The sequence below is a fragment of the Mesorhizobium sp. M0514 genome, assembly GCF_040321145.1.
Taxonomy (GTDB): domain Bacteria; phylum Pseudomonadota; class Alphaproteobacteria; order Rhizobiales; family Rhizobiaceae; genus Mesorhizobium.
The window spans coordinates 34408-55760 of the sequence record NZ_JAMYQZ010000027.1 but is presented as its reverse complement, the minus strand read 5'-3'; the positions used below and the strand labels follow the sequence as shown (position 1 = coordinate 55760).

General features: G+C 63.5%; 23 protein-coding genes and 2 pseudogenes. 13 read left to right on the top strand and 12 right to left on the bottom strand.

Annotated elements, in window-relative coordinates; translation table 11 throughout:
* Positions 1-15 precede the first annotated feature (15 nt).
* Positions 16-273 (top strand): BQ00720 family protein, encoded by a 258-nt coding sequence (locus tag NKI61_RS13765; RefSeq protein ID WP_023686566.1) that lies wholly within the window; start codon positions 16-18, stop codon positions 271-273.
* A gap of 71 nt (positions 274-344) precedes the next feature.
* Here NKI61_RS13765 and ptsN read toward each other — a convergent pair whose 3' ends face one another.
* The 6 genes from ptsN to lptC form a co-directional block, all read right to left on the bottom strand.
* Positions 345-809 (bottom strand): PTS IIA-like nitrogen regulatory protein PtsN, encoded by a 465-nt coding sequence (gene ptsN / locus NKI61_RS13760; RefSeq protein WP_023669743.1) that lies wholly within the window; start codon positions 807-809, stop codon positions 345-347.
* Between the two features lie 108 nt (positions 810-917).
* Positions 918-1502: a ribosome hibernation-promoting factor, HPF/YfiA family gene (gene hpf, locus NKI61_RS13755; RefSeq protein ID WP_023747046.1), complete on the bottom strand. Its 585-nt coding sequence runs from the start codon at positions 1500-1502 to the stop codon at positions 918-920.
* Between the two features lie 398 nt (positions 1503-1900).
* The gene (gene rpoN / locus NKI61_RS13750) at positions 1901-3427 is read right to left on the bottom strand and encodes an RNA polymerase factor sigma-54 (RefSeq protein ID WP_023814706.1); all 1527 of its coding nucleotides are present in this window, start codon (positions 3425-3427) and stop codon (positions 1901-1903) included.
* A 214-nt stretch (positions 3428-3641) separates the two neighbouring features.
* On the bottom strand, positions 3642-4460 hold the full coding sequence (gene lptB / locus NKI61_RS13745) for an LPS export ABC transporter ATP-binding protein (protein ID WP_023669746.1): 819 nt from the start codon (positions 4458-4460) through the stop codon (positions 3642-3644).
* Complete coding sequence (locus tag NKI61_RS13740) at positions 4457-5041, bottom strand: LptA/OstA family protein (RefSeq protein ID WP_023683069.1); 585 nt, start codon at positions 5039-5041, stop codon at positions 4457-4459. Before NKI61_RS13740 ends, lptB begins: the two co-directional genes overlap by 4 nt.
* Positions 5028-5741 (bottom strand): LPS export ABC transporter periplasmic protein LptC, encoded by a 714-nt coding sequence (gene lptC / locus NKI61_RS13735; RefSeq protein ID WP_023669748.1) that lies wholly within the window; start codon positions 5739-5741, stop codon positions 5028-5030. Before lptC ends, NKI61_RS13740 begins: the two co-directional genes overlap by 14 nt.
* Before the next feature lie 295 nt (positions 5742-6036).
* On the opposite strand from lptC, the gene sppA reads away from it, so the two are divergent.
* The 4 genes and pseudogenes from sppA (at position 6037) to lhpI (ending at position 8751) form a co-directional block, all read left to right on the top strand.
* Positions 6037-6993 (top strand): signal peptide peptidase SppA, encoded by a 957-nt coding sequence (gene sppA / locus NKI61_RS13730; RefSeq protein WP_023820573.1) that lies wholly within the window; start codon positions 6037-6039, stop codon positions 6991-6993.
* 80 nt (positions 6994-7073) lie between these two features.
* The gene (locus NKI61_RS13725; RefSeq protein ID WP_006200394.1) at positions 7074-7358 is read left to right on the top strand and encodes an integration host factor subunit beta; all 285 of its coding nucleotides are present in this window, start codon (positions 7074-7076) and stop codon (positions 7356-7358) included.
* A gap of 53 nt (positions 7359-7411) precedes the next feature.
* Entirely contained in the window at positions 7412-7756 is a 345-nt protein-coding gene (locus NKI61_RS13720; protein WP_023691965.1) for a lipopolysaccharide assembly protein LapA domain-containing protein, read from the top strand.
* A 31-nt stretch (positions 7757-7787) separates the two neighbouring features.
* Positions 7788-8751, top strand: a pseudogene (gene lhpI, locus NKI61_RS13715) (bifunctional Delta(1)-pyrroline-2-carboxylate/Delta(1)-piperideine-2-carboxylate reductase).
* Here the strand turns inward: lhpI and NKI61_RS13710 are convergent.
* From NKI61_RS13710 to NKI61_RS13695, 4 genes and pseudogenes are all read right to left on the bottom strand, one after another.
* Positions 8741-9163: a VOC family protein gene (locus NKI61_RS13710; protein WP_023714120.1), complete on the bottom strand. Its 423-nt coding sequence runs from the start codon at positions 9161-9163 to the stop codon at positions 8741-8743. The pseudogene lhpI and the gene NKI61_RS13710 overlap by 11 nt on opposite strands.
* Before the next feature lie 120 nt (positions 9164-9283).
* Positions 9284-9715: an EVE domain-containing protein gene (locus tag NKI61_RS13705; protein ID WP_023714121.1), complete on the bottom strand. Its 432-nt coding sequence runs from the start codon at positions 9713-9715 to the stop codon at positions 9284-9286.
* On the bottom strand, positions 9712-10035 hold the full coding sequence (locus NKI61_RS13700) for a VOC family protein (protein ID WP_502899896.1): 324 nt from the start codon (positions 10033-10035) through the stop codon (positions 9712-9714). Before NKI61_RS13700 ends, NKI61_RS13705 begins: the two co-directional genes overlap by 4 nt.
* Before the next feature lie 177 nt (positions 10036-10212).
* Positions 10213-10910, bottom strand: a pseudogene (locus tag NKI61_RS13695) (helix-turn-helix transcriptional regulator).
* Positions 10911-11037: 127 nt separating this feature from the next.
* On the opposite strand from NKI61_RS13695, the gene NKI61_RS13690 reads away from it, so the two are divergent.
* The 6 genes from NKI61_RS13690 to olsB all read left to right on the top strand — a co-directional run bounded on the left by NKI61_RS13690 (position 11038) and on the right by olsB (position 18163).
* A complete protein-coding gene (locus NKI61_RS13690; protein WP_352839782.1) occupies positions 11038-12120 on the top strand; it encodes an RsmD family RNA methyltransferase in 1083 nt (360 codons plus the stop codon).
* A 34-nt stretch (positions 12121-12154) separates the two neighbouring features.
* On the top strand, positions 12155-13012 hold the full coding sequence (locus tag NKI61_RS13685; RefSeq protein WP_023733590.1) for a TrmH family RNA methyltransferase: 858 nt from the start codon (positions 12155-12157) through the stop codon (positions 13010-13012).
* Positions 13009-13497: a signal peptidase II gene (gene lspA / locus NKI61_RS13680; protein WP_023712332.1), complete on the top strand. Its 489-nt coding sequence runs from the start codon at positions 13009-13011 to the stop codon at positions 13495-13497. The genes NKI61_RS13685 and lspA overlap by 4 nt, the downstream gene beginning before the upstream one ends.
* Positions 13498-13602: 105 nt before the next feature.
* Positions 13603-14592: an acrylyl-CoA reductase (NADPH) gene (gene acuI, locus NKI61_RS13675; RefSeq protein WP_352839781.1), complete on the top strand. Its 990-nt coding sequence runs from the start codon at positions 13603-13605 to the stop codon at positions 14590-14592.
* A 141-nt stretch (positions 14593-14733) separates the two neighbouring features.
* A complete protein-coding gene (locus NKI61_RS13670; protein WP_352839780.1) occupies positions 14734-17022 on the top strand; it encodes a response regulator in 2289 nt (762 codons plus the stop codon).
* 265 nt (positions 17023-17287) lie between these two features.
* A complete protein-coding gene (olsB, locus tag NKI61_RS13665; protein ID WP_023683057.1) occupies positions 17288-18163 on the top strand; it encodes a l-ornithine N(alpha)-acyltransferase in 876 nt (291 codons plus the stop codon).
* 90 nt (positions 18164-18253) lie between these two features.
* Here the strand turns inward: olsB and NKI61_RS13660 are convergent, their stop codons facing one another.
* Both NKI61_RS13660 and grpE read right to left on the bottom strand, forming a co-directional pair.
* Positions 18254-18886, bottom strand: a complete 633-nt coding sequence (locus tag NKI61_RS13660) for a trimeric intracellular cation channel family protein (protein ID WP_023744087.1) — start codon at positions 18884-18886, stop codon at positions 18254-18256.
* Between the two features lie 145 nt (positions 18887-19031).
* Positions 19032-19661, bottom strand: coding sequence for a nucleotide exchange factor GrpE (gene grpE, locus NKI61_RS13655; protein WP_023691975.1), 630 nt, complete (start codon positions 19659-19661; stop codon positions 19032-19034).
* A gap of 259 nt (positions 19662-19920) precedes the next feature.
* Between grpE and NKI61_RS13650 the strand changes: the two genes are divergently transcribed.
* Positions 19921-20121, top strand: a complete 201-nt coding sequence (locus NKI61_RS13650; protein WP_023669766.1) for a hypothetical protein — start codon at positions 19921-19923, stop codon at positions 20119-20121.
* Positions 20122-20205: 84 nt separating this feature from the next.
* Positions 20206-21228: a fatty acid desaturase gene (locus NKI61_RS13645; protein WP_352460464.1), complete on the top strand. Its 1023-nt coding sequence runs from the start codon at positions 20206-20208 to the stop codon at positions 21226-21228.
* Positions 21229-21353 lie beyond the last annotated feature (125 nt).

Sequence of the window (21353 nt, the reverse complement as noted above, 5' to 3'; positions counted from 1 at the left end):
CCAAGGAGGCTTGAAATGACCAGAACTGACGAAACCATCATCATGACCAGCGGCGAATTCGCCCATCTCGGCGAAGGCTCGGTCGCTTATCTGCGCAAGGTCTCGAGCGACGAATTGCTCGGCCGCTTCCCCAATCTGGGCGAAATCGCGCCCGGCATGGTGCTGTGGGCGCTGTTTGCCGCCAACGGCCAGCCGATCCTGCTTTCGGATGCGAAGGACCGGGCTTTGGCCGGCGCCATGGAAAACGACCTGACCACTGTCGCCATTCACTAAGGCGACCGCTGGCGGTTGAAATGGAGAGGGCCGCCTTCGGCGGCCCCTGGAAGACTTAATTCCAAAGAACTTCAGGCGGCGTGCGAGGCTTGCGTGTCCGACAGCAGAGCGTGGATGGCGACCGCGTCGCGCGTGCCTCTGATCTTGGCCACCGTGTCGGCGTCGCGCAAAACCCTGGCGATGCGCGACAGTGCCTTGAGGTGATCGGCGCCGGCGCCTTCCGGGGCCAGCAGCAAGAACACCAGATCTACCGGCTGGTCATCCAGGGCCTCGAAATCGACCGGCGTCTCCAGCCGGGCAAAGACACCGGCGATGCGCTTCACCCCGGCGAGCTTCCCGTGCGGAATGGCGATGCCGTTGCCGACGCCGGTGGAGCCCAGCCGTTCGCGCTGCAGGATGGTGTCGAACACTTCGCGCTCCGGAATGCCGGAAATCGCCGCCGCTCTCTCGGACAGCAACTGCAGAAGCTGCTTTTTGGAGTTCGCCTTCAACGCCGGCAAGATCGCCGGAACGTTGAGAAGATCGCTCAGATCCATGTTTGAAATCCCTTATTCGCCTGCCGTCGCCAGTCCTCGCCCCTCGCGCGGCTGGCTATTATCCCTGTGCGACCATTGTCGTCACCTGTGCGACCGTTGTCGTTGTCGTCACGCCTGTGCGACTTTGGTCGTCGACGGGTCGATCCAGCCGATATTTCCGTCCGGCCGCCGATAGACGATGTTGAGGTGGTCGTTTCCGGCGTTGCGGAAGACGAAAACCGGGCTGTCCTTGGTGTCGAGTTCGATAACCGCCGACGCCACCGACATGGTCTGCAGCGTCATGGTTGATTCGGCGACGATGGCCGGGGCGTAGTCCTCCGGAATGTCCTCATCGTCATCGGTCAGCGGCGCCATCACCGTATAGGCGATGTCGGTGATTTCGCCATTTCCACTGCCTGAATTGTGCGATTTCAGACGGCGTTTGTAGCGCCGCAGCCTGGTTTCGAGGCGATCCGCGGCCGCCTCGAAGGCAAGTGTCGGATCCTGGGAATCGCCGGTTGCCTGCAGCGAAGCGCCGGAATCCAGCCTGATCATGCAATCGGCCGAGTAACGCGACCCCGATTTGATGACCGTGACGTGCCCTGAAAAACCGCGATCGAAATATTTTCCAATCGCCTCGCCGACACGATCGGTAATGCGCGTACGCAACGCATCGCCGATATCCATGTGTTTACCCGATATGCGCAATTTCATCTGAAAACTGACCTTCCTTGCTCAGGCTTCAAACTGGCCAGAGTTTATACTCGTGATCCGTGCGCACAAGCTTTGCGGCGTCAACTCGCGCCGATTTTAGATCCGAACTTTCCGGTTGATCACAATCCGCCTTCTTGGCCGTCCCGTGGCCTTCGTCGTGACGGACCATCCGCATGCGGGCCGCGAGCCCGTCTCATGCGGGCGGGCTTCTAGACACTTCATTGCAGCTTGTCAATTAATGCATGTCGCCCAGAAGTGCGCTGCGGTTCTGGGACAACGACATGCATCAAAACAAAGACTTAAAGCGCGTCGTATGAATCCGTTTCAGCGCGATGCGCTTTAAGGTCGGAAAGTTGTGGAATCCAGCCATAGCAAAAGCCCTTGTCGGGCAAGCAGAGCTAGCGCCCCGCGCTCGCCAGAGCGCGCTTTTCACGCCGCCGCTGCACCGACGAGGGAATATTCATACCCTCCCGGTACTTGGCCACCGTGCGCCGGGCAATATCGACGCCGCTTTCCTTCAACATGTCGACGATTGCGTCATCGGACAGCACATCGGCGGGCTTTTCCTCGTCGATCAGCTGCTTGATGCGGTCGCGCACCGCTTCCGAGGAATGCGCATCACCGCCGCCCGACGCCGCGATCGAAGCCGTGAAGAAATAACGCAGCTCGAACACGCCACGCGGCGTCAGCATGTATTTGTTGGCCGTCACCCGGCTGACGGTCGATTCATGCATGCCGATGGCATCGGCCACCGTGCGCAGGTTGAGCGGCCTGAGCTGGCGCACGCCATGGACGAGAAAAGCGTCCTGCTGGCGCACGATTTCCGACGCCACTTTCAGGATCGTCTTTGCCCGCTGGTCGAGGCTGCGCGTCAGCCAGTTGGCATTCTGCAGGCATTCGGCCAGGAAATCCTTCTCCGCCTGATTCTTCGCATGCGGCGAGACCTGGGCGAAATAGATGTGATCGACAAGCACGCGCGGCAGCGTCTCGGCATTGAGCTCGACCGTCCAGCTGCCGTCATTGGCGGCGCGGACTTCGACATCGGCGACGATGGCGTCGCTGGCGCCGCCCGAAAACGCCATGCCCGGGCGCGGGTCGAGCGCGCGGATTTCGGCCAGCATGTCGAGGAGATCCTCCTCGTCGACCCCGCAAAGCCGCTTCAGCGTCTGGAAATCGCGCCGCGCCAGGAGTTCTAGGTTGCCGATCAGCGTCTTCATCGCCGGATCGAGACGATCGCGCATGGCAAGCTGCAGCGACAGGCATTCGGCAAGGTCGCGCGCAAACAGGCCGACCGGCTCGAATGTGTGGCAGGCTGCCAGCACGTTGGCCACCGTCGCCTGATCGGCGCCGAGCCGTTTGGCGATCTCGGCGGGATCGGCGCGCAGATAGCCGGCCTCGTCCAGGCCGTCGGCCAGTTCGGCTGCAATCAGCCTTGCGGCCGGATCGGCAAAGGCAAGTGCGATCTGCTCGCCGACATGCTGGCGCAGCGTGATCGCCGCGGCGGCCATGTCGCCGACGTCGAAGCCTTCGGAAGAACCGGACGAACTATTGCCGGTGGCCGACTTCCACTGCGCCGTCAGGTCCGGGCCGAGCCGCTCGCTGGTGCCGGGATCGTCGGGGAACAGATTTTCCAGCGAGCTGTCGAGCTTGTCGGAGATCGCTTCGGCGCTCCACGCCGTCTCGTTTTCGAACCAGTCGCCATCGGCGGCAGGCTCAGGAGCGGCATCGCCCTTCTGCACCTGGTCGCTTGCGGCGTCATCCTGGGGCTCGGCGCGCTCCAGCAGCGGATTGCGCTCGATCTCGTCGTCGATGAAGTGGTCGAGCTCGACATGGGTGAGCTGCAACAGCCTGATCGACTGCATCAGCTGCGGCGTCATCACCAGCGACTGGGATTGTCGTAGCTGTAGTTTCGCCGCCAACGCCATGGTTCGGTTTCAAACGCCCTTCTGCACCCGGAAGCCTACACATCAGAAGCTGCCGGAAAATGAATTTTTCCGACCTTCCATAGAAACTGGCCCGGCTTTTGCTTGTCAAGGCGAACGATGGCAAAAGGCCCCTACCGAAGCATTATCTCACGCAAAATCGGAGAAAAAAGCCCGGCGGGGCGGCAAAAATCACGTCAGGAAACAAATTTCACGCTCAGAGCGTGAAACCTTCGCCGAGGTAGAGCCGGCGCACATCGGGGTTCGCCACCACCTCGTCGGCACGGCCATGAGTCAGCACCTGGCCGGCATGGATGATGTAGGCGCGGTCGATGAGGCCGAGCGTTTCGCGCACATTGTGGTCGGTAATCAGCACGCCGATGCCGCGCGCCGTTAGATGACGAACCAGCTGCTGGATGTCGGCGACGGCAATCGGGTCGATGCCGGCGAACGGCTCGTCGAGCAGCATGTAGGCCGGGCGCGTCGCCAAAGCTCGGGCGATCTCAAGACGCCGCCGCTCGCCACCCGACAGCGACATGGACGGCGACTTCCGCAGATGGCTGATGTGAAATTCCTCGAGCAGTTCGTCGAGATTGCGCTCGCGCACCTTGCGGTCCTTCTCAACCACTTCGAGCACGGCGCGGATGTTCTGCTCGACATTCAGGCCGCGGAAGATCGAGGCTTCCTGCGGCAAATAGCCGATGCCGAGGCGGGCGCGGCGGTACATCGGCATCGAGGTGACGTCGAAACCGTCGATCTCGATCGTGCCCTCATCGACCGGCACCAAGCCGGTGACCATGTAGAAACAGGTGGTCTTGCCGGCGCCGTTCGGCCCGAGCAGCCCCACGGCCTCGCCGGCGCGCACGCCGATGGTGACACCGCTGACCACCTTGCGGCCCTTGTAGCTCTTGGTCAGACCCTTGGCGATCAGGGTGCCCTTGAACTTCGAGGAATCAACGGTGACTGTGGCCGGTGCTGCAAGTTTACTGGCCGCCCGTCCCGGAAGGCGGGTCAGCAGCGAAGACACGCCAGTCATTCGGGCTTCGGGGCCTCGGATTTCGGTGGCGGCGTCATCGACATGATGACGCGCCCGCCGCAGCCATCGACCTGAGCAAGGCCGCTTTTCATCTGCACGGTGAGCTTGCAGCCCTTGAGGACGTTGGGTCCTTGGGACAAGACGACCTCCTTGCCCGACAGAACTAGTACCTGCGTCTTCATGTCGAACGTGGCGTTGTCGCCGGTGGCGATCTGGTCATTCGACTTGATGTAGACTTTGTTCTTGACCACCAGATGGTCGATATTGGCCGAACCGGTCATCGCCGAAGCGCCGGCGGCAGCACCTTTGGCGGCGTTGGGGTCCTTGACGTAGTAGACCTCCATGCTGCCGGCCTTGAGCAGCGTTGGCCCTTGCGTGACGGTGACGTTGCCGCTGAACAGCGCCATGCTGTCGGCCTGGCGGACCTCAAGTTTGTCGCTCTCGATCTGGATCGGCTGGTCGCCCGACAGTTTGAGCCCGGACTGGCTGCTGGCGCTGGACTGAGCCCAGGACGGCGCCATACCCAGCAACAGCAAGGCCGAAGCTGCGGCGACTAGCCGTGCCGAATTACTGGGACGCATTCGTTTCTCCGCTCTTTGCCTCTGCCGCCTTCATAGTGGCCGGATCGATGTGAACGCTTACCTTGTTCTCGAAAACGATGACCTTGCCATTGTCTTCGACCGACATTGAACCCGCGGTGATCCGCGAGCCGTTACGGCTGACATCGACCGCATCACCTGTCTTCATAGAGCCTTTGCCCATATCGAGGAAGACCGATTTGAAGATGGCAGCGACGCCGTCGGTGGTGGTGACGGTAACGTCGCTGGTCATGTCCATCGTGTTGGCGTTTCTGTTGTAGATCCCGCGCTTGGCGTCGACGGTCGCCACATTGTCGGCCGTCAGCGGCAATTTGGCATGGATGCCTTCGAGTTCGATGATGTCCTGCTTGCCGACATCCTGGATGGCGCGCAAGGCCGTCAGCGAATAGGGCAGCTTGTCCTTGGTGAAGCCGTTGAGCTTCGGATTGGCCATCACCAGCTTGCCATCCGCGAAAGCGGTGCCGTCTGCCTGTATCGAAATGTTGATCGGCGCCGCCAGATAGGAATAGACCGGAAACGCAACCGCGATCCCGGCGGCAAGCACCGGCACGGCAAACTTAAGCACGCGCACGCGGCGCGAGTGGCGCTGGGCGCGGTCGAAGGCGTCGCCGCGCGTGCCCGCTGGCGCCGTGGGCGCCAAGGCCGCATCGGCATTGGTCGGTTCGTTCGATCGCGCAAGCATGACTGACTTCTAATAAACCCTTGTCCGCCAAAACACCTGCTATAGGTGGGTTGCCGGCCCCCGCAAGCAAGCACAAGCGGAGGAAAACCGCAAAAATGTGACGGCCGCTGTTTTACAGACGGAACTCAGGCGACACAATTTCGTCACTTCATAGCAGAAACGAACGCGCCGCGTCATTTTTTCCTGAAATGCCTCCGTCGTGAAGGTCGCTTCGTCGCAGGCCCTTGAGGAAGAGGTAGCCGGGCGCGGACGCTTGCTTTAAAAGCATCGCTTCCCACCGACTGTGAGGCAGACCATGGCACTGAGAGCCGACGACCTGATCGACCGCCGCCGCTTGCGGCGCAAGCTGACCTTCTGGCGCGGCGCCGCCATTGCCGTCGTGGCCCTTGGGGTGATTGCGCTTGCAAGCTGGTTCTATGGCGGCGACCTCGGCGGTTCTTCCGTCGACCACATCGCCAAGGTCAGGATCGAAGGCACAATCACCGAGGACGAGGAACTGATCAAGCGGCTGGAAACCATCCGCACGTCCTCGCAGGTCAAGGGCGTCATCCTGGCGATCGATTCGCCCGGCGGCACCACGGTCGGCGGCGAATCGATCTACGAGGAGGTGCGCAAGCTTGCCGCCGACAAGCCGGTGGTGGCCGAGGTCGGCACGCTGGCCGCATCGGCCGGCTACATGATCGCCAGCGCCAGCGACCATATTGTTGCCCGCAAGACGTCGATCGTCGGCTCGATCGGTGTGCTCATCCAGTATCCCGATGTCAGCGGTCTGATGGACAAGGTCGGCATCAAGCTCGAGGAAGTGAAATCCTCGCCGCTGAAGGCATCGCCCTCGCCCTTCAAGCCGACCAATGAAGACGAGCGAGCCATGGTCCGCAAGCTCATCCTCGACAGCTATGACTGGTTCGTCGGCATCGTCGCCGAGCGCCGCAAAATGACCCGCGATCAGGCACTGGCCCTTGCCGACGGCTCGATCTTCACCGGCCGCCAGGGCCTTGCCAACGGTCTGATCGACGCTGTCGGCGGCGAGAGCGTGGCGATCGACTGGCTGGCGACCAAGGGTGTCGACGCCAAGCTCAAGGTGGTGGAATGGAAGGACACCGAGCGGCGTGGCGGCTTCCTGTTCTCGAAAGCAATAGCGCGCAGCGTCGGCAGCGCGCTCGGCCTGTCGGAGGCCGGCAGCGACGTGCTTCACGAAATTGGCGCGGATCGCTTGTTTCTTGACGGTCTCGTTTCCGTCTGGCACCCTTGATCTGCCGGTTGGGGCGAGTAAAAAAGCAAATAAAATCATCCTGATAATTTGACCGCAGCGCTTTCACGGGGACCTTTCTGATGATCAAATCCGAGCTTGTGCAGATCATTGCCACGCGCAACCCGCATCTTTTCCTGCGCGACGTCGAAAACATCGTGGGAGCGATCTTCGACGAGATCACCGATGCCCTGGCGGAAGGCAATCGGGTCGAGTTGCGTGGCTTCGGCGCTTTTTCGGTGAAAAATCGCCCTGCCCGCACCGGCCGCAACCCGCGCACCGGCGAATCCGTCGAGGTCGAGGAGAAGTGGGTGCCGTTCTTCAAGACCGGCAAGGAATTGCGTGAAAGGCTGAATGGCGGCAAGTAGGCGCGGACCAACGCGCCGGCGTTATCAAGGCCTGCCTTCTCCAGGGAATTTCTATGTTGAACCGCTTCATACTTATCGTGGTCTTCGTGCCGCTCGCCGTCATCCTGATTGCGCTGGCCGTCGCCAACCGCGAGCTGGTCGCCTTCACGCTCGACCCGTTCAACCCCGGCAATCCGAAACTGACGCTGACCTTGCCGCTGTTCATCTTCCTGTTCGTGGCGCTCGCCATCGGCATGGTCGTCGGCAGCCTGGCGACCTGGGTCAAGCAGGGCCGCTACCGCAAGCTGGCGCGCCAGCGCGGGGTCGAGGCCGAGAATTTGCGCCAGGCGGTCAGCCGTATACCCGCCGTGCAGCAGGGCGCGGCCACCGGGCCGGCGCTGCCGAAGCCAACGGCCTGAAGCCGGCGCTTTTATCTTCGCGGAGTTTTGCATGCTGACCATTTCGGCCGACGCTGTCGACCAGGCGCTGACCTTTCCCGGGCTGGTCGAGACATTGCGCGCGGCCTTCCGCGAGGGTGCTGTGCAACCCGTCCGCCATCATCACGGGGTCGAGCGGCCCGACGGTGCCACATCCACGCTGCTTTTGATGCCGGCGTGGACCGACTTCCATGCGGCCGGCACATCGGTCGGGGGTCATATCGGCGTCAAGATCGTCACCGTATCGCCCGACAACAACGCCATCGGCAAACCGGCGGTGATGGGGCTCTACCTCCTGCTCAACGGCACCACCGGCGAGCCCGAAGCGCTGATCGACGGCCAACGGCTGACACAGTGGCGCACCGCTTGCGCCTCGGCGCTGGCCGTCTCCTATCTCGCCCGCGAGGACGCATCGCAGCTTCTGGTGGTCGGCGCCGGCGCGCTGTCGCCGTTCCTCGCCAAGGCGCACTCCGCGGTGCGGCCGATCAAGACCATCCGCATTTGGAACCGCACGCCCGCCAATGCCGAAAAGGTCGCGGCTGATTTGCGCGCGGACGGTTTCAACGCCGAGGCCGCAAGCGATCTCGACGCCGAACTCGCCGAGGCCGACATCGTCTCATCGGCGACGATCACGACGACGCCGCTGGTCAAGGGTGCGCTGCTCAAGCCGGGCGCGCATGTCGATCTGGTCGGCGGCTTCACGCCGACCATGCGCGAGAGCGACGACGACGCGATCGCGCGCCCGCGTCTATGTCGACACCCGCGCCGGCGCCACCAAGGAAGCCGGCGACATCGTCCAGCCGCTCGCCTCCGGCGTGCTGAAGCCGGAAGCCATCGTCGCCGATCTGCATGAGCTGGCGCGCGGGGAAAAACAGGGCCGGCAGAGCCCCACTGAGGTCACGCTGTTCAAGTCGGTCGGCGCCGCGCTTGAGGACCTTGCCGCGGGCATTGCCGTCTACAACGCGCTCAAGCAGTAGCGTCTGCGCCGGTTCTGCGATCGAACTTCCTGATCGCTTCCGCGCTGACCGGGGTGAAGAAGTTCACCAGATTGCCATCGGGATCGCGCAGCAGCAGCGACCGGTTACCCCATGGCATCGTCGTCGGCGTCTGTACGAAATCGCCGATAATTTTCGCCAGCCTGCTGTACTCAGCATCAACATCGGCGACGCGAAACTCGATGATCGCTGAGCGATTGGCGGCCGGCTGCGCCACATCAGTTCCGAACAGGGCCAGCGTGCGGGTGCTGCCGATCGCCAGTGTGCAGGACGGCGTTGCCAGTTCGGCGAAATCGTCTGTGAACCAGGTTGCGGTAAGCCCGGTGATCGTGTCGTAGAATGCCACCAAGGGCTTGATCTGATCGGTAATGATGCGGATCGAGACGAAGTCCATCTTATTCTCCTGGGGCAAGCGCGACGCTATCTGAAGACAATCGCTTGTCGCACAAGGCTGCTGACAACTTGGTGTCAGCAGCCTTGTCACGGTGCCTTGCCGATCCGGCGGCTGGATGCTTCAGCCTGCCTTCATGGCAGCGCCCATCGCCTCGGCGATCAGCGCGAAATCATGCGCCGTAATTTCGAACAGGCCAAAGCGCAGTTGATAACCCCAGTTCGATTTGCCCGCGGTGAAGTCGAGCTGCTCGAGCAGCGGCTTGATCGGCGCCTCCTCGGCCTTGGCCCATTCGACATCCCTGCGGAACGGCGTGAAGCCACCGCCCATGTCGCCCTGATAAGGCTCGCCTTCGCGCACGGTGCCGATTGCCGTGAAGGCCTGCAGGCCGTCCTTCTCGCGCAGAATTGTGGTCGGCGAGTAGTAGATGATGCCGTCGCCGGGCTTGATGCGGCGCAAAGGTGCCGCCTTGCCGTGGTTGACCTGCATGAAGCCGGCCTCGCGGCCGCGCCGGACATGTTCGGCGGAAGCGACCGCGATCCAGTGCGCACTCATTTCTGTTCTCCATTGGCCTGTTCCCCATTGGCCTGTTCTCCGTCGTTCAGCCAGTAGACGCGCAGCCGGTGCTTGTCGGGATCGAGCGCAACGAAGGTGCGGCCGAAGTCCATGTCGGTCGGCGTCTGCAGAACGGTCAAGCCGCGTCCTGCCCAGTCCGTGTAGGCGGCGTCCACCGCATCAGGCCGGTCCAACGCGAAGACGAGCTCCGCACCGCCGCCCGCGGCCGCGGCCGACGGCTCCACCGTGTGGCGCGACCACAGGCCGAGCTTGAAGCCATTGTCGAGCACGAACAGCACGAAGGTCGGCGACGTCTCCACCGGCTGGCGTCCCAGCAGCGCACCGTAGAAGGCGCCGCTCCGCTCCGGACTGTCGACATAAGGATGACGAAATTGGGGGTGTTCATGTCTGCTCTCCAGGGTTTCGATTGGAGGAGCATAGGTGACCCCACTGTCAGATTCTGGCAGCAGCGTCTTGTGGGAGCGTGGAAAGGAGCATTAAGCGCCAGGCTGGCGCTTCGGTGCGTCCAGCGTCGCGCGCCATTCCTTCAGCAGCGCCTGCCGACGACGCGGATAGCGGATATACGTGGTGTTGAGCCCCGACATCCGGTCGGCGCGAAAATGTCTGAAATCCTGCCGCGTCTCGCACCAGGCCACCACCACCCGCACCTTGTCGAAAAAGCCGAGCGCGAATGGCCAGATCAAGCGCTCGGAGGCGGCGCCGCCGGCGTCGCGGTAAAGAAGCCGAGTTTTCTCTCGTTGCGGATCGCCTGGCGCACCAGGCCAAGGTCGATGCTTTCGACAGCATCGCCGTGCGGCCCGACCAAAAGCGCGGTCGCATCGAGGTCCTCGCGCAGATCATCCGGCAGCACAGCGGCGATCTTGGCCAGCGCGTCGGTGGCGGCGGCCGACAGCCGCTTGTCCGGTTGTCTGGCAACCCAACGCGATCCCAGAACGATGGCCTCGATCTCCTCGTCGGTGAACATCAGCGGCGGCAGCATGAAGCCGGGTTTCAGCACATAGCCCAGCCCAGCCTCGCCCTCGATCGGCGCGCCTTGCCCCTGCAGCGTGGCAATGTCGCGGTAGAGCGTTCGGATCGAAACGTCCATCTCGCCGGCAAGCGTGCGACCGCTCACCGGCCGGCGATGCCGGCGCAGGATCTGGATCAAGTCGAGCAGGCGTTCGGAACGGGACATGATTCCAGATTTGCCTGTTTCCTCAGCGAGGTCCACCACCTCAGACATTCGCACGCTGGACCATTTTGTTTGCGCAGCCGGTGACCCTATGTCAAAAGCGGCCTGCCGCCTCCGGAGACGCTCCTGCTTGAAGTCTTTTCGCGACAAACGCCGCGACAACCGTCCGCCCGCAAAGGGCAGGACCGAACACGCGCGGCCGCAGCCGGGCACCGCACCAGTCCGACCCGAAGCCAGACAGCCACGCCACGAAACAAAACCGGACGACCGGTCTGATCCGAAGCCCGCCCCCCGTATCCTGGCGCGTCGCGAAGGCGTCCTGCCCACTGAGCGCCTGCCGGTGATCCTCGAAGTTGCGCCAAATCAGGATTATGCACTGCTCGACAGCGGCGCCGGCGAAAAGCTCGAACAATACGGCCCCTACCGCATCGTGCGGCCCGAGGGACAGGCGATCTGGCAAAAGGCCTTGCCCGCCAGGGACTGGGACCGAGCCGACGCCATCTTCACCGGCGATACCGACGAAGAAGGCATCGGCCGCTGGCGTTTTCCGAAGGTGCCGCTGGGCGAGACCTGGCCGATGAGGCATGACGGCATCGACTATCTCGGCCGCTTCACCTCGTTTCGCCATGTCGGCGTCTTCCCCGAGCAGGCTTCGCACTGGGACCATATGGCCAGCCAGATCGTGGCGGCCAAGCGCCCGGTCAAGGTGCTGAACCTGTTCGGCTATACCGGGCTCGCGTCTCTGGTGGCCGCCCGTGCCGGCGCCGAGGTCACCCATGTCGATGCCTCCAAGAAGGCGGTCGGCTGGGCGCGCGAAAACCAGGAAATGGCCGGTCTCGGCAGCAAGCCGATCCGCTGGATCGTCGACGATGCTGTGAAATTCGCCGAGCGCGAAGAGCGCCGCGGCAGCCGCTACGACATCATCCTGTTCGACCCGCCCGCCTATGGCCGCGGCCCCAAGGGCGAGGTCTGGCAATTGTTCGAGGACCTGCCCGGCCTGACCGATCTTTGCCGCGCGATCCTGACGCCGAAACCGCTCACCGTGGTGCTGACCGCCTATTCCATCCGCGCCTCCTTCTTCGCCATCCATGCCTTGATGCGCGACACCTTTGCCGGCATGGGCGGCACGGTTGAATCAGGCGAACTGATCATCCGCGAGCAGTCCGCCGGGCGGGCGCTGTCGACATCGCTGTTTTCGCGCTGGGTGGCCTGAATGCCCCGGAGACCTGAATGCCCGGGAGTCCCGAATGAATGAGCGGCACATCGGCGCGCCCGGGCAGGTCAAGGAAGTCACCAGCCTTGCCAATCCGCTGATCAAGGACATCAAGGCGCTCGCCCAGAAGAAATTCCGCGACCAGCAGAACGCCTTCATGGCCGAAGGGCTGAAGCTGGTCATCGACGCCCTCGACCTCGGCTGGTCGATCAGGACGCTGGTTTTCGCCAAGGCCGGACGCGGCAATGCGGCGGTCGAAAAGGTGGCGGCGCGCACGGTTGCCGCCGGCGGCACCGTGCTCGAAGTGTCCGAAAAAGTGCTGGTGGCCATCACCCGCCGTGACAATCCGCAAATGGTGGTCGGCGTCTTCCGGCAAAAACTGCTGCCGCTAAGAGACATCCGCGCTCACGACGGCGACGTCTGGGTGGCGCTCGACCGGGTGCGCGATCCCGGCAATCTCGGCACCGTCATCCGCACCGTCGATGCCGTCGGCGCCAAGGGCGTCATCCTGGTCGGCGAGACTACCGATCCTTTTTCTGTCGAGACCGTGCGCGCCACCATGGGCTCGATCTTCGCCGTGCCGGTGACCAAGGCGACGCCGGAAGCATTTCTGGCTTGGCGAAACAGCTTCTCGGGCCTGGTGGTCGGCACCCATCTGAAGGGTGCGGTCGACTACCGCTCGGTCGATTTCTCCCGAGGACCGGTGCTCTTGATGATGGGCAATGAGCAGCAGGGCCTGCCCGACAATCTGGCGGAAAGCTGCGACCGGCTGCTGCGGATTCCGCAGGCCGGCCGCGCCGATTCACTCAATTTGGCGGTCGCCACCGGAATCATGCTGTTCGAGATCCGGCGCGGCGCGCTGAAACTTGCCCCCGAGGACGCCACATCGTGAAATCATGGTCTCCCTATGCGCTGCTGGTGGTGGTGGCAATCGCGCTCGACCAGTGGATAAAGCATCTGATCGAGACCGGCCTCGGCTTCCAGGAAAAGCTCGACATGGTGCCATTCCTGGCGCTGTTTCGCACCTACAATACCGGCATCGCCTTCTCGATGTTCTCGTCCTTCGGCGACACCGGCCTGGTCGTCATCGCGGTCGTGGTCGTTGCCTTTGTGCTTTACCTCGCAACGCGCACCCCCGCCGGCCATGTGCTGGCCCGCATCGGCTTTGCATTGATCATCGGCGGTGCGATCGGCAATCTGATCGACCGCGCCGTCTACGGCCACGTCATCGACTATATATTGTTCCACACGCCGGTATGGTCCTTCGCCGTCTTCAACCTCGCCGATGCCTTCATTTCGGTCGGCGCGGCGCTGGTCGTCTTCGACGAGTTCATAGGCTGGCGGCGCGAGGCCAAGCCGCAAGGCCCAGAAGCCTGACGGCCCGACTCTTTTGACCAATTGACCTCGCCGGACGGTCGCCGCACAGTTCGGCCAGAGCCAGCCAACGCCGACCGCCAGCCTTTGCGAAGCCGAGGAGAAGAGATGCCTGAAACCTTCAAAGCCATCCTCGTTTCGCGCGACGCCGAAAAGAAACAGTCGGTGGAGGTCGTCGATTTCGGCGAAGCCGATCTGATGGAAGGCGACGTAACCGTCGCCGTCGAGGCGACGACGGTCAACTACAAGGACGGGCTGGCCATCACTGGGAAAGCGCCAGTGATCCGCCGCTGGCCGCTGGTGCCGGGCATCGATTTCGCCGGAACCGTCCTCTCCTCATCGCATGCCGACTGGAGCAAGGGCGACAAGGTCATCCTCAATGGCTGGGGCGTCGGCGAGACGCATTTCGGCGCCTATGCCGGGCGCGCCCGCGTCAACGGCGACTGGCTGGTGCCGTTGCCCGACGGCATCAGCGCCCACGATGCGATGGCGGTCGGCACCGCCGGCTATACGGCCATGCTCAGCGTCATGGCGCTGGAGCGGCACGGCATCCTGCCGGATCGCGGCCCGGTGGTGGTGACGGGTGCAGCCGGCGGCGTTGGGTCGGTCGCGGTCTCGATCCTGTCCAGCCTTGGCTATCACGTCATCGCCTCGACCGGCCGCAACGCCGAAAGCTCCTATCTGATCGACCTCGGTGCCGCCGAAGTGATTTCGCGCGAGGAACTCTCCCAGCCGGCCAAGCCGCTGGCCAAGGAGCGCTGGGCCGGCGGCATCGATGCCGTCGGCAGCCACACGCTGGCCAATGTGCTGTCGATGACCGCCTATGGCGGCGCGGTCGCCGCCTGCGGCCTGGCCGGTGGCATGGATCTGCCGTCGAGCGTCGCCCCGTTCATCCTGCGCGGCGTCTCGCTGCTCGGCATCGATTCGGTGATGGCGCCAAAGGCTGTGCGGCTGGAAGCCTGGCGCCGCATCGGCAGCGATCTTGATCTCAAGAAGCTCGCCGGCCTGTCGACGACCATCGGCTTCGACGGCATCATCACCGCCGCCCACGACATCGTCGACGGCAAGATCAGGGGCCGCGTGGTTGTCGATATGTGAGGCTCCCGAAGCATGACCCCGAAGGGATCAGGTTTTCGGAAAAGATCATGCGATGCGGAAAACCGCCAAAAATGCATGACCGCTAAAATTCGAACGATCCGCCGCGCTTTTCCATAATCTCTATCTGGCAAGGATTTCCGCATGATCGCGGAGTCCGCCAGGAAAGAGAAGAGCCGTGCCGAAAGCGTCGACGGGCCGAGTCCGGCGACGGTGAAGCGGCAGCGTGTTGCGCCGCCGCCTCTGGCGCCGGATTTGCCGCGCCCCACGTCCGAGGGCCTGCCGTTCCTGACGGTGGTCGCCAGTGTCGTGCTGGCGGGCCTCTCCCACCTCACCGGTGCGCCGATCTTCATCACCCTCGGCCTGCTGGCGACAGGCCTTGCCGGCGTCGCCATGCACCTGCGCAGCCGGCGCACCGTCCGCCGCGCGGCGGCCTTGCTCGACGAAACCGCGGCCCGTAGCCGCGCCGAAATCGAGACGCTGGCCGACCGTATGTGGGAGATGCAGGAGAGCGAGGAGCGTTTTCGCGGGCTGATCGATGCGCTCGGCGATCTCGTCGTCCACCGCGACCGCGATGGCCACATCGTCTACGCCAACAAGGTTTTCGCCAGCCTCGTCGGAACCGACCAACGCGACCTTGCCGGCAGGACCCTCGCCGAACACGGCATTGATGTCGGCATCGTCCCCGACGCCGCCTTTTCCGATCATGAATGCCTGAGTTCCACCGACGTCTCCATACGCACCCCGAACGGTCCGCGCTGGTTCTCATGGATCGAACTGTCGGTACGCGACAAGGATAGCGGCGCCGTCTCGCACCGGGCGATTGCCCGCGACATCACCGCGCGCAAACGCGCCGAATCCTCGCTGATCACCGCGCGCGAGCGCGCCGAATATGCCAGCCAGGCCAAGTCGCGCTTCCTCGCCACCGTCAGCCATGAGATCCGCACGCCGATGAACGGCATCATGGGCATGGCCAAGCTTCTGGCTGACACCAATCTGTCGCCCGAGCAGCGCACCTATGTCGGCGCTGTCTCGACCTCGGCCAGCGCCCTTTTGGCGCTCATCGAGGATTTGCTCGACTATTCCAAGATAGAGGCCGGCCGTTTCGACCCGGAGCCGCAGCCGACATCGCTGCGCGAAATCGCCGACAACATCGTCGAACTGATGGCAGCGAAAGCCTTCGCCAAGAACATCGGCCTCGGCTGTCATGTCGAGCCCGACGTGCCGCAGATGATCATGGCCGATCCCGGCAGGGTCAGGCAGGTGCTGCTCAACCTGATCGGCAATGCGATCAAGTTCACCGACACCGGCGGCGTGCTGGTCTCGATTGCGCGCGCCCGCACCGATACCAGCGACCGCATCTGCTTCACCGTTACCGACACCGGCCCCGGCCTGCACGAAGACGACATGGAGCGCATCTTCGAGGAATTCGAACAGTCCGACGGCACCTCGACCCGCACCCATGGCGGCGCCGGCCTCGGTCTGGCCATATCAAGGCGCCTGGTCGCCGCCATGGGCGGTGCCATTTCGGTGTCGAGCCGGCTTGGCGAGGGATCGGAATTCGTCTTCGAGATCCCGGCCGCAGGAGCAACCGAAGCACCGCAGAACCGGCAGAACATCCTGGCCGGCCGGCGCGCCGTGATCGTGTCGAAGAACGCCGTCGAGGCCGACGCCATCGCCCGCACCATCCGCGCCCATGGCGGCGCCGTCGACGTCGCCGCAACCGCTTCCCAGGCGACGCCCTTCGCCGAACATTGCGATGTGCTGTTGATCGACGCGGCCCTGGAGGACGGCGACGGCAGACTGCTCAAGCGCCTGCGCCAGAGTGGCTTTGCCGATTGCGAGGCGATCACGCTGATCGCGCCGACCGACCGCGGCATGCTTGGCGAATTCCGCACCAACGGCTACGCCACCTTCCTGGCGAGGCCGGTGCGCGGCGAAACCCTGCTGCGCGTGCTGCTGACCAGTCATGTCCCTGCCTTGCCGCCGCCCAAGCCGGAAAAGACCGGCGCGTCCTCGCTTCGTGCCCACGGCGGGCGCCAGCAAGGTTTGTCGGTGCTGATCGCCGAAGACAACGACATCAACGCCATGCTTGCCCGCGCCACGCTTTTGAAGGCGGGACATCGCGTGAAAGTGGTCGGCAATGGCAAGGCCGCGGTCGAGGCGGTGACCGAAGCCGGGCTGAAAAATCGCTTCGATGTGGTGCTGATGGATTTGCACATGCCGGTCATGGACGGGCTGGACGCGATCGCCGCCATCCGCCGCCACGAGGAGGAAATGGCTGTGCCGCCGGTTCCGATCATGGTGCTTTCGGCCGACAGCCAGGAAAAGACCCGCCACACAGTGCTCGCCCATGGCGCCAGCGGCTTTGTCACCAAGCCGCTCGATCCCGACGCGCTGGTCCATGCCGTCGAGGGCCAGGTGGCCGCCTGAATTCATGTCCCTCAAAAGTGGCCCCGGTTTTGAGAAGACGACATGCACAAAACAAAGACAGAAGCGCGTCGCGTGAATCGTCCCAGCGCGACGCGACGCTGGCGCAATCCTCGCGTCACGTAGGTAGCCGAATGAGGGTTTTCGCCAGCCGACGAAGTATTGCCCGTCGCGCCGTATCACGGTACTGTCACAATCCTGTTGCACCTACACCGTATCCCCGTGCCAAGAGGGATGGCTCGAAGGAGAATCACTCGTGCATACAGTTATGCCGGAATGTGACACTCGGCCCAGCGCAGGCGGCGCTTTGCTCGCCGCGCGGAACGCCGATGCCGTCGCAACAGGCGCACCGCTGGGCCGTATCGGCAATCTCGAAGTGCGGCTTGCCCGCAATGAGGCCGAGATCGCCGCCGCGCAGGAAGTGCGCTACCGGGTGTTTTATGACGAGCTTGGCGCCAGGAAGGACCTGTTCCAGGCGCAGGACCGGCGCGACGCCGACCGCTTCGACCCGCTGTGCGACCATCTGCTGGTGCTTGACACCTCGATCTCCGGCCCCGAGCATCGCCGCATCGTCGGCACTTACCGCCTGCTGCGGCAAGAGATTGCGGCGACCGCCGGCGGCTTCTATTCCGAAGGCGAGTTCGAACTGACCAAGCTGATCGCCCGCCATCCCGGCCAGCGCTTCCTTGAGCTCGGCCGCTCCTGCGTGCTGCCGGAATACCGCTCGAAGCGCACCATCGAGGCGCTGTGGCAAGGCATCTGGGCCTACATCAACCACTATGAGATCGGCGTGATGACCGGTTGTGCCTCGTTCCCCGGCACGGTGCCGGCTGCGCATGCCGAGGCGCTCACCTACCTTGCCCATCACTGCCGAACCAACTCCGCGTGGGATGTGCGGGCGGTCTCCGGCCGCTATTGCTCGATGGATCTGATGCCGATCGAGGCGGTCAACGCCAAGGCGGCGATCGCGGCCATGCCGCCGCTGGTCAAGGGCTATCTGCGCGTCGGCGCCCGCATCGGTGACGGCTGCGTCATCGACCGTGAGTTCTCCACGGTCGATGTGTTCGTGGTGATGCCGGTCAAGGAAATCGGCGCCCGCTACGTCAACTATTATGGCGGGGAAGCGCAGCGCTTTGCGGCGTGAGGCAGTAGGCAGTAGGCGGTAGGCGGTAGGCAGTAGTGAAGCTGCCGGGACTCCTGACTCCTGACTATTCCTACTCACTAATCCCTCTCCCTATGGAATATCCTCCGGTCGCCGTCCCGGGCGGCTCTTGTAGGACGGAAAGGTCCAGCCGAATTTCAGCGCGCCGCCGCGCACCAGGAAAGCCGCGACGAAGCCGGCGACATCCGAGGCGAGCGGCGGCAGGCCGGCGAGATCGCCAAGTGTGTAGAGGCCGGCGCCCGCGAGTGCGGCGGTGACGTAGATTTCGGGCCTGAGCAGCACCGATGGCTCGCCGGCCAGCAGATCGCGCAGGATGCCGCCAAATGTGGCGGTCAACACGCCCATAACAACGGAGACGACCGGCGAGCCGGTGATGGCCAGCCCCTTGGCCGCGCCCATTACGGAAAAGGCCGCCAATCCGATGGCGTCGAGCCAGAGCAGCCATTTCCAGCGGGATTCGACGCGGTGAGCGATGAAGAAAACCAGCACCGCAACCGCCGCGCAAACCAGCACATAGCCGGAGTTGGCGACCCAAAAGACGGGCAGGTTGAGGATGACGTCGCGAAGCGTGCCGCCGCCAATGCCGGTGACGCTGGCCAGAAACAGGAAGCCGATAATGTCGAGCTGCTTGCGCGAAGCCGCCAATGCCCCGGTCGCGGCAAAGACGGCGACGCCGGCATAGTCGAGGAGGTCGATGGGTGTCAGGGACATGAGGTAGTAGGGATTGGGAATTAGGGAAAGTATGAATAACACGAAGCCGCGCGATTGATACGCCTGCCTATTCCCTCTTCCCTCTTCCCTCTTCCCTATTCCCTCTTCCCTATTCCCTATTCCCTACTGCCTACCCTACTCACGCATCCTTCTCGGCCTGCTCGTTCACCGGCCCCGGCTCGACCGGCGCTTCGGTGGCCGCGATCTTGGGGCCGCCCTTGGCGACCCCGACCATGGCCGGCCGCAGCACGCGCTCGCCGATCGAATAGCCCGGCTGCACGACCTGGACGACGGTGTTGGCCGGCACATCGGGATTGGGCACTTCGAACATCGCCTGGTGGAAATTCGGGTCGAACTTCTCACCTTCCGGCTCAAGCTTCTTCACCCCATGCCGTTCCAGCGTCGACAGCATGGCGCGCTCGGTGATCTCGACGCCGTCGATCAGCGCCTTGAAGCCGGCGTCTCCGGCCGCTTTCGCCTCGGCGGGGATAGCATCGAGTGCGCGGCGCAGATTGTCCGACACCGACAGCATGTCGCGGGCGAAATTGGCCACCGCATAGGCGCGCGCATCATGCACGTCGCGGGCGGTGCGGCGGCGCAGATTCTCCATCTCGGCTGCGACGCGCAGCGCGCGGTCCTTCAGCTCCTCGTTTTCCTTCAGCAGCCGCACCAGCGCTTCATAGTCGCCGTCGATGCCGCCTTGCGTGCGCTCGGCCTCGGCCGTTTCGATATCCTCGGGCGCGCGTTCGTCTTTTGTCTGGTCGCTCATCGCCATTTCCCGTCATTCGAATGGTTTGGATTTGCGCCCGATATCGAGGTTTGGCGGCCAAAAATCAAGGGGTAAGCCCAGGAGGACGCCCCACAGCAGGCAATGTTGCGGGCTGCCCGTCGGACTTGGTGCGGGGCGCAAGGACGTTCAAAATTAATTCAAACTTTACCGTAACGGCAGCCTTTGCTTGCCAATACCCCGCTATGGGGAACCATTCAAAGCTTGGAGGAGTTTTGAAACCGACACAGGATTTGAGATCATGGACCGCAATACTGGCAACAGAAGCGAAGAGCTCGCCGCCGACATCAGGCGCCAGTTCGGCACCGAGGCGACGACGCGCTTCTTGCGCACCTTGCCGGCCTTCCGCACCGAGGCCGACATTCCCGCCCGTTTCCGGGACCTGCTCGATCGGCTGGACGGCATAGAAGCCAGCATGGCCGGCGGCCAACGCCGTCAATAGCGATGCAATCGCGCGACAATTACGCGCAGTAATTTCGCGTGAGCTTTTCCTTGCAGCAGCGGGACGCCCCGCCTATGCTTCCTGATGAACATGATTTCCCCCGAGACGGCCGCCAACAGCAAGCGCGCCTGGTTGAAGATCCTGGCGCGCTACAAGAAGCCCGACCGGCGACGCAGCACTCTTGAACTCGCCATCACCCTTATTCCTTTCGTTACGCTGTGGGCGCTGTCTTCGGCAGCCTATTCCTATGGCCACTGGTGGGGCTTGATCCTGATCCTTCCCGCCGCCGGTTTTCTGGTGCGGATCTTCATGATCCAGCACGATTGCGGCCACGGCTCCTTCTTCGCCAACCGCACTGCCGACGACTGGATCGGCCGCGCGCTCGGCGTGCTGACGCTGACCCCTTACGATTGCTGGCGGCGCGCGCACGCCACCCATCACGCCAGCGCCGGCAATCTTGACGAGCGCGGCATGGGCGATATCAGGACGTTGACGGTTGCTGAATACCGCCGGCTGTCTTGGCGGGGACGCCTTGCCTATCGTCTCTACCGCCATCCCCTGGTGATGTTCGGCCTCGGGCCGATCTGGCTGTTCATCTTCGAGCAGAGGCTGCCCGTCGGCATGATGCGCGGCGGCCTGACGCCCTGGGTGTCGTCGATGACCACCAATCTCGGCATCGCGGTTGCGGCAGCGCTGCTTATCTGGCTGGTCGGCCCCGGCGCTTTCCTGATCGTCCATTTGCCGATCGTGATCCTGGCCGGATCGGCCGGCATCTGGCTGTTCTACGTCCAGCACCAGTTCGAGGAGACGGAATGGGCGAAGGACGAAGAGTGGGAATTCCAGCGTGCCGCCCTGCACGGCTCGTCCTATTACGATTTGCCGCCGGTGCTGAACTGGTTCACCGGCAATATCGGCGTCCATCACGTGCACCATCTCTCCGCCAAGGTGCCGGGGTACCGGTTGCAGGAAGTGCTGCGCGACTATCCGGAATTGCGCGGCATCGGCCGCGTCACGCTTCTCGACAGCCTGCGCTGCGTCAAGCTGGCGCTATGGGACGAGAATCGCCGCAAGCTGATCTCGTTTCGCGAAGCGCGGGCCTTGGCCTAAAAGCATTCCAGCAAAGTGAAGCGGTTTTCCCGGGAAAACCGCGCAGCGCTTTCCCTCGGGATCGCATAAAACAAGAAATAAACCGCCGCACCAAAGGGGCGGCTGCATCTCCCAGAAGATCTGCT